General features: G+C 73.5%; 6 protein-coding genes. All 6 read left to right on the plus strand.

Annotation, left to right across the window (positions count from 1 at the left end; all coding sequences use genetic code 11):
- Positions 1-219: 219 nt before the first annotated feature.
- The 6 genes from ACZ6NC_RS32195 (at position 220) to ACZ6NC_RS32220 (ending at position 6,860) form a co-directional block, all read left to right on the plus strand.
- Positions 220-915, plus strand: a complete 696-nt coding sequence (locus ACZ6NC_RS32195) for a FadR/GntR family transcriptional regulator (RefSeq protein ID WP_465737448.1) — start codon at positions 220-222, stop codon at positions 913-915.
- Positions 916-1,436: 521 nt separating this feature from the next.
- Complete coding sequence (locus ACZ6NC_RS32200; protein ID WP_465737449.1) at positions 1,437-4,175, plus strand: sensor histidine kinase; 2,739 nt, start codon at positions 1,437-1,439, stop codon at positions 4,173-4,175.
- A complete protein-coding gene (locus ACZ6NC_RS32205; protein ID WP_396319717.1) occupies positions 4,172-4,603 on the plus strand; it encodes a roadblock/LC7 domain-containing protein in 432 nt (143 codons plus the stop codon). Before ACZ6NC_RS32200 ends, ACZ6NC_RS32205 begins: the two co-directional genes overlap by 4 nt.
- A 7-nt stretch (positions 4,604-4,610) precedes the next feature.
- Positions 4,611-5,033: a DUF742 domain-containing protein gene (locus ACZ6NC_RS32210; protein WP_465737389.1), complete on the plus strand. Its 423-nt coding sequence runs from the start codon at positions 4,611-4,613 to the stop codon at positions 5,031-5,033.
- A 3-nt stretch (positions 5,034-5,036) separates the two neighbouring features.
- The gene (locus ACZ6NC_RS32215; RefSeq protein ID WP_465737390.1) at positions 5,037-5,675 is read left to right on the plus strand and encodes a GTP-binding protein; all 639 of its coding nucleotides are present in this window, start codon (positions 5,037-5,039) and stop codon (positions 5,673-5,675) included.
- A 42-nt stretch (positions 5,676-5,717) separates the two neighbouring features.
- A complete protein-coding gene (locus ACZ6NC_RS32220; RefSeq protein WP_465737391.1) occupies positions 5,718-6,860 on the plus strand; it encodes an FAD-dependent monooxygenase in 1,143 nt (380 codons plus the stop codon).
- The last annotated feature ends 121 nt before the right edge of the window (positions 6,861-6,981 follow it).

Genomic DNA, 6,981 nt, shown 5'->3' on the forward strand with positions numbered 1-6,981 from the left:
GGGAGGAGGGCGGGGGGGGGGGAGGAGGGGGGAAAGTCGAACGGTGAAGTTCCTCCGAAAGGGGGTGGTTCAGGGAAAAGAACGGGAAGCAGGGCGCCCTGCGGGGGGGCCCCGGTTCGGTCAGGCCCCGCTGCGGCCACCAAGAAGGAGACTCCACGGCTTCATGCCGGGTAGAGTAACCACCCATCAACTCCTCAGACAACCTGTCAGGTGAACACGATGCCTTCGCTCGGCGGCCCTCTCCGCCCCTCTCCCCTGGTCGACCAGGCGGCCCGGCGGATCGAGGAGCAGATCACGACCGGGCAGTGGCCGGTCGGCGCCAAACTGCCGGGCGAGGTGGCGCTGGCCAGGGAGCTGGGTGTCGGCCGGTCGACGGTCCGCGAGGCGCTGCGCGCGCTGGCCGGGGCCGGCATGGTGCAGAGCCGCCAGGGTGCGGGCGTCTTCGTGACGGCGGACCGGCCCGGCGAGGACTGGTCGACCCGGCTGCGCCGGGCGGAGCTGGCGCACGTCTACGAGGTCCGGACGATGGTCGAGGTGCAGGCGGCCCGGCTGGCCGCCGTCCGGCGCGGCGACGCCGACCTGGCCGCGCTCGACCGGGCACTGACGGCCCGCCGGGAGGCCGGCGAGGCGGCTGACGAGGTGTTCGTGGATGCGGACATCGCCCTGCACGCCGCCGTGGTCGCGGCCGCCCACAACCCCGTGCTGACCGACCTCTTCGCGGAGTTCCTCCCCGTCCTGAGGGAGCGTCTGGTCGAGCTGGTGGGCCTGCTGGAGCTGCGCAAGGGCGACCCGGGCCACGGTTTCGCGGCGCACGCCGAGCTGGTGGAGGCGGTCCGCCGGGGCGACGCGGCAGGCGCCGGACGGGTGTTGGAGAACGAACTGGAATCGACCCGGGCCCGGTTGCTCACCGCCTGAGGGCATCGGCACACGGTTCTCACACAATCCCCCCGGATGTTCCGGCCTGCCCTTCCGGCCACCCCCCATCTGCCCCGATAGCACGTCATCGCACGTCAGAAGAGGACATCCCGCGTCACAACGGTCCTTCGCCCACCAATCATGAACTCGCGAATGACGTTGTGTTAAGGCTGTGTGTGCATACCGTCCAGACAGCGAACGGGTTTTCACTCCTATCACACGGTATGACTAGTATCGCCTCGTCAAAAGCCCCGTGGCCCGGACGGTTCGGCCCCACCAGGCCGGCCGCCTTCCCCTAGGAGTCTGCTCTGCGCGCGCGTGCGAATCGGCGGCCCCCGACGCCGAAGACCCCCCGCAGGCGTCCGCGCCTGTCACTGCGGACGGCGCTGCTCGTCCTGGCCGTCGTCCCGAGCCTGGCCCTCGCCGTCCTCTGGGCGGTCACCAGCGGCCAGACCTTCCTCGACTTCAGCCGGCAGGCCGACCAGGGCCTGCTGGCCCAGAAGGCCGGACAGCCGTCCAACATCGTCTACTACAACCTCCAGGAGGAGCGCCGGCTCAGCGCCGAGTCGCTCGCCCGGCCGGGCAGCGTCACCGAGGCGCTGCGCCGCCAGCGCCAGCTCACCGACGACGCGGTGCGCCAGTTCCAGGCGCTCTCCGGCGAGACCGCCGACAGCGCCCCCGCCGAGGTGCGCAGCGCCGTCGCCGAGGCGCGGCAGGCGATGGGCAGGCTCGCCGAACAGCGCTCCGCCGTCGACCGCGCCGCCATCGACCAGCAGGCCGCCTTCACCTACTACACCGACCTGATCTCCGTCGACCTGCGGCTGTTCACCGCACTCAGCCACGTCGACAACGGCGAGGTCACCTGGATCTCCAAGACCCTGGTCAACGCCTTCTGGGCCAAGGAGATGCTGGCCCGCGAGGACGCCATCCTGGCCCGCGGCTGGCCGTCCGGGAAGCTCACCACCGGCGACTTCCAGCAGGTCCAGCAGGCCATCGGCGCCCAGGACCACCTCTTCACCGTCCAGGTCCTCCCCTACGTCCCGGCCGCCGAGGCCGCGGCCTGGCAGGACCTGATGACCAGCCCGGCGTGGCAGGCCAAGTCCGCCGTCGAGCAGTCGCTGACCCGGCCCGTCACGGCGGACGCCACCGGCACCGTCAGACTGCCGCCGTCCCAGGACCAGTGGCGCCAGGCCGTCGACCAGCTCAACCCGCAGCTGGTGAAGGCGATCGAGACCCGCACCGACGGCATCGTCGAGGTCGGCAAGGGCTCGTTCCTCTCGCTGCTCACCACCTTCGCGCTGACCACCGTGATCGGCCTGGTCGCGGTCGTCGCCGTCATCGTCACCAGCTGGCGGCTCACCCGCTCGCTGCGCCGCCGCATCAAGGAACTGCACACCCAGGCGCAGGAGCTGGAGCGCACCCTGCCCGAGGTGGTCGAGCGCCTCTCCCGGGGCGAGCAGGTGGACATCGAGGCCGAGACCCGGGCGATCACCGCCGGCGAGCAGGGCAACGGCACCGACGAGCTGGCCCGCCTCGGCCAGGCGCTCAACCTGGCCCGCACCTCCGCGCTGGAGACCTCCGTCCGGCAGGCCGAGCAACACCGCGGCTTCGAGCGGCTGCTCCAGCGCATCGCCCGCCGCACCCAGCTGCTGATCGGCCAGCAGCTGAAGAAGCTGGACGAGCTGGAGCGCAAGCACGAGGACCCGGAGGTGCTGGAGGGCCTGTTCGACCTCGACCACCTCACCGCCCGCCTGCGCCGCTACGAGGAGAACCTCGTGATCCTGGCCGGCGGCCAGCCGCAGCGGCGCTGGCGCAAGCCCGTCCCGCTGCTGGACGTGCTCCGCTCGGCCCAGGGCGAGGTGCAGGACTACCGCCGGATCATGCTGGACGTCGAGGGCCACCCGTGGCTCTCCGAGCGGGCCGTCGGCCCGGTCGCGCACGTGCTCGCCGAGCTGATGGAGAACGCGGCGAGCTTCTCCAAGCCGCCGACCCCGGTCGAGGTGCGGGCCGCCATGGTCGGCCGCGGGCTGGCGGTCGAGATCGAGGACCGCGGGCTCGGCATGGACCCGGCGCAGTACGACGCGGCCAACGAGCTGATGAGCCGTCCGCCCCGGATGGACGTGCTGGCCCGGGCGGACGACATCCGCCTCGGCTTCTACGTGGTCGCCCGCCTGGCCGCCAACGCCGGCCTGCGGATCGAGTTCCGGCCGTCGGCCTTCGGCGGGACGCGGGTGGTCGTGCTCGTCCCCGCCGAGCTGGTCATCGACGGCGACGCGGGCCTGCCGGACGCCACGCCGGTCGAGCCGATCCCGCTCGTCCGGCGCTCGCGCCAGGCGGCGCTGGGCGCGGCGCTGACCTCGGGGGCGCAGGCGGACGGACCGCGGGGGGGCACGGACGGGCCGGTTGCCGGTGAGCCGCCGGAGATCGTGCTGGTCCCGTCGGCCGCCGGGCAGGCGCCGGTCGAGGCGTTCGCGCACGTCGAGTACGTCCAGCCGCCGGAACAGTCCATCGAACAGCCCCTCGAACAGCCGCTGGAGTCCGGCCAGCCGGTCGAGCACGGCTCCCCGGCGGACGGCACGGCGTACGCCACCCCGGCCGGCGGCGCCCCCGCGTACGACCAGGCCCCCGCGTACGACCCGGGCTACGCGGCGACCCGGGCCGCACCGGCCCCGGGCTCGCCCGGGCACGACACCCCCGCCTACCCGGACATCGCGTACGCCAAGGTGACGCCCGCCGAAGCCCCGTACGCCGACGAGCAGTACCGGCCGGCCCAGCACTACCGGCTCGCCGAACGACGGGAGCGGCCCGAGTACGCCTCCTCGGTGCCGCCGAGCGAGCCGAGCGGCGGACAGCCGCCGCTGCCGCAGCGGGTGCGCCAGGCCAGCCTGGCCGCCGAGCTGCGCGTCCCGCCGCCGCCCCGGACCGAGCGCACGCCCGGTCCGGCCGACCTCCCGACGGCGGGCGGCTTCGGCACCGGGCAGGCCGGGACGGCCGACGCGTTCCAGCGCCCGGCGCGGCGCTCGGGGGCGGCGATCGGCGCCTTCCAGCGGCAGTCCCGCGCGGCGCGTGGCCAGGGCAGCGGCCACGAGTCCGGCGGGCACCGCCTCCCCGACCGGCCCCCCGGTCCCACCTTCGACCACGGCACCCGCCCGGCACCCCGAACCGAGCCCGCCGGGCCCCCTACCCCCGCGCCTGGCCCCTCCCCCTGGGCCCTCCCGGCCGCGGACCCCCGAACCACGAGGACGGAACCCCAGACATGAACCGCACGATCGCCACCCACCAGGACCTGGACTGGCTGCTCGACGGACTCGTCGACTCGGTGCCCGGCACCAGGAACGCCGTCCTGCTCTCCGACGACGGCCTGGTGGTCAGCCACTCCCGCTCCATCGAGCGCGCCGACGCCGAGCGTCTGGCCGCCGTCGCCACCGGCCAGCAGAGCCTGGCCCGCGGCGTCGGCCAGCTCTTCGACGGCGGCCCCGTGCACCAGGTCATCGTCGAGCTGTCCGAGGTCTGGCTGTTCATCATCGCCGCCGCCCAGGGCACCCACCTGGCCGTCGTCGCCTCCCAGGAGGTGGACGCCGAGGTGATGTCGGTGGCCATGCACACCCTGGTCCAGCAGGTCGGCCAGAAGCTGACCACCCCGGCGCGCAGCGAGTTCGACGCCTTCGCGGCCAGGAACCGGGGGTGATGCCCCGGTGATCCCGCACTGGAGCGAGGTGCCCGACGAGGACGAGGAGGACGGCTCGGAGTCGATGGTGCGCCCGTACACCATCACCCGCGGCCGCACCGCGCCCGAGCGCGACGACCTCACCCTGATCACGGTGCTGACCACCGTCGAGGACGAGGCCCGCGCGGCCCTGGCCCGGGGCTCGCGCGCCGGGTCGCGCGGGCTCCAGCCCGAGCACCGGATGATCCTGGACCGCTGCCGGCGCCCGGCCGCCGTCGCCGAGGTGGCGGCCGGTCTGGACCTGCCCGTCTCGGTCACCAAGATCCTCTCGGGCGACCTGATCTCCCAGGGCCTGCTGCTGGCCCGGGCCCCGCTCTCGGTGGCCCGGGCCGGCGGGGGCGCGGACCTCGGACTGCTGACGGCCGTACGCGAAGGACTCCGGAGACTCTGAACCATGGCACCGACCGCACCCCTTCCTTCCCACGCCCCCAACACCGTTGACACGCGCAGCACCGTTGACGCACCCTTCGCCCCCGCCGCCGTGAAGATCCTGATCGCGGGCGGCTTCGGCGTCGGCAAGACCACCCTGGTCGGCTCGGTCAGCGAGGTCGCGCCGCTGCGCACCGAGGAGTACCTGACCCGCGCCAGCGTCGGCGTGGACGACCTGTCCGGTGTCGACAGCAAGGACACCACCACCGTCGCCCTCGACTTCGGCCGGATCACCGTCAACCCCGAGCTGGTGGTCTACCTGTTCGGCACGCCCGGCCAGGAGCGCTTCTGGTTCATGTGGAACGACCTGGTGAACGGCGCGCTCGGCGGGATCGTCATCGCCGACACCCGCCGGCTGGACACCAGCTTCGCCTCCATCGACTTCTTCGAGAGCCGCGGCATCCCGTTCGTGGTCGCGATCAACTGCTTCCACGGCCACAACACCCGTACACCGGACGAGATCCGGGCCGCCCTCGACCTCGACCCGCAGGTGCCGATGCTCCTCGGCGACGTCCGTGAGCGCGCCTTCGGGCGGGCCTTGCTGCTGGCCCTGGTCGACCACCTGATGGACCTCTCCACCGCCCACGCGGCGCCGGCCGGCTGAGTCTCCTCCCCCTCCCACTCCCCCGTTTGGAGAACCCCCGTCATGACCTCACCTCTGCGCGTCCTGATCCACGGCGGCGGGATCGGCGGCCTGACCCTGGCCACCGCCCTCGCCCGGCGCGGCCACCGGGTCGACGTGGCCGAGCTGCGCGGCGAGCTGGAGGCGCTCGGCGTCGGCATCATCCAGCCGTCCAACGCGCTGCACGTGATGCGCGAGATCGGCGTGCTGGACGCCTGCCTGGCCGCCGGCTTCGCGTGGGAGGTGCTGACCATCTGCGACCCGGCCGGCGCCACCCTCGCCAGGATCCCGCAGCCCCGGATGGGCGACGCGCCCGCCGCCAACGGCATCCCGCGCCCCGCCCTGGCCAAGGTGCTTTCCACCGCCGCCACCGAGGCCGGCGCCTCGATCCGCTTCGCCACCACGATCACCGGACTCACCGACGACGGCGAGGGTGTGGACGTCACCCTCTCCGACGGGCGGAGCGGCCGCTACGACCTGGTGGTCGGCTTCGACGGCATCGGCTCGCCGCTGCGCAGGCGGCTGTACGGCGACACGTACACGCCCGAGTACACCGGCTTCGCCAACTGGCGGGTCACGCTGCCGCGCCTGCCCGAGGTGCAGGGCGTGGTGATGTCGGCGGGGAACGTCAAGGCCAAGGCGCTGCTCACCCCGATCTCCGACGAACTCATGTACCTGGGCTCGGTGTTCGCCGAGTCCGAGGACTTCCGCCCGGCGCCGGAGCAGGCCCACGAGCAGCTCGCCGCGCGGCTGGCCGGATTCGGCGGCCCGATCGCCGAGGCGCTGGCGCAGGTCACCGACCCGGCCGCGGTGGTCTACTCGCGGATCTCCCAGGTCACGGTGGAGGAGCCGTGGCACGTCGGCCGGGTGGTCCTGGCCGGCGACGCCGCGCACGCGAGCACGCCGCACCTGGCCCAGGGCGCGGCGATGGCGGTCGAGGACGCGCTCGTCCTCGCCGAGGCGCTGGACGCCGTCACCGCCTCCGGCGAGGTGGCCGCCGCGCTGGCCGCCTGGGAGCAGCGCCGCCGGCCGCGCGCGATGTGGGTGCAGGCGTTGTCCCGCGCCGTCCTCAAGCAGGAGACCGGCACGCCGACCACCCCGGAGGAGGACGAGCTGCTGAAGGTCGGCATCCCGGGCGCCGCGCACGTGCTCGTCCGGCCGTACTGACGCTCCGCCGCCCCTTCCGGTGGGGAGGGGGGGGGGGGGGGGGGGGGAGGGGAAAAGACAAAAGTGAAAAACACCCCAAAAACAAAGCGACAAGCGTGGGAGGTAAGGGGGGTCGTCACCC

This window comes from Kitasatospora sp. NPDC041988, from assembly GCF_055588525.1.

Bases quoted from the DNA above. Each gene is read 5' to 3' on its own strand.
- ACZ6NC_RS32195 (WP_465737448.1), top strand. From the start codon at position 220: ATGCCTTCGCTCGGCGGCCCTCTCCGCCCCTCTCCCCTGGTCGACCAG.
- ACZ6NC_RS32205 (WP_396319717.1), top strand. From the start codon at position 4,172: ATGAACCGCACGATCGCCACCCACCAGGACCTGGACTGGCTGCTCGAC.
- ACZ6NC_RS32215 (WP_465737390.1), top strand. From the start codon at position 5,037: ATGGCACCGACCGCACCCCTTCCTTCCCACGCCCCCAACACCGTTGAC.
- ACZ6NC_RS32220 (WP_465737391.1), top strand. From the start codon at position 5,718: ATGACCTCACCTCTGCGCGTCCTGATCCACGGCGGCGGGATCGGCGGC.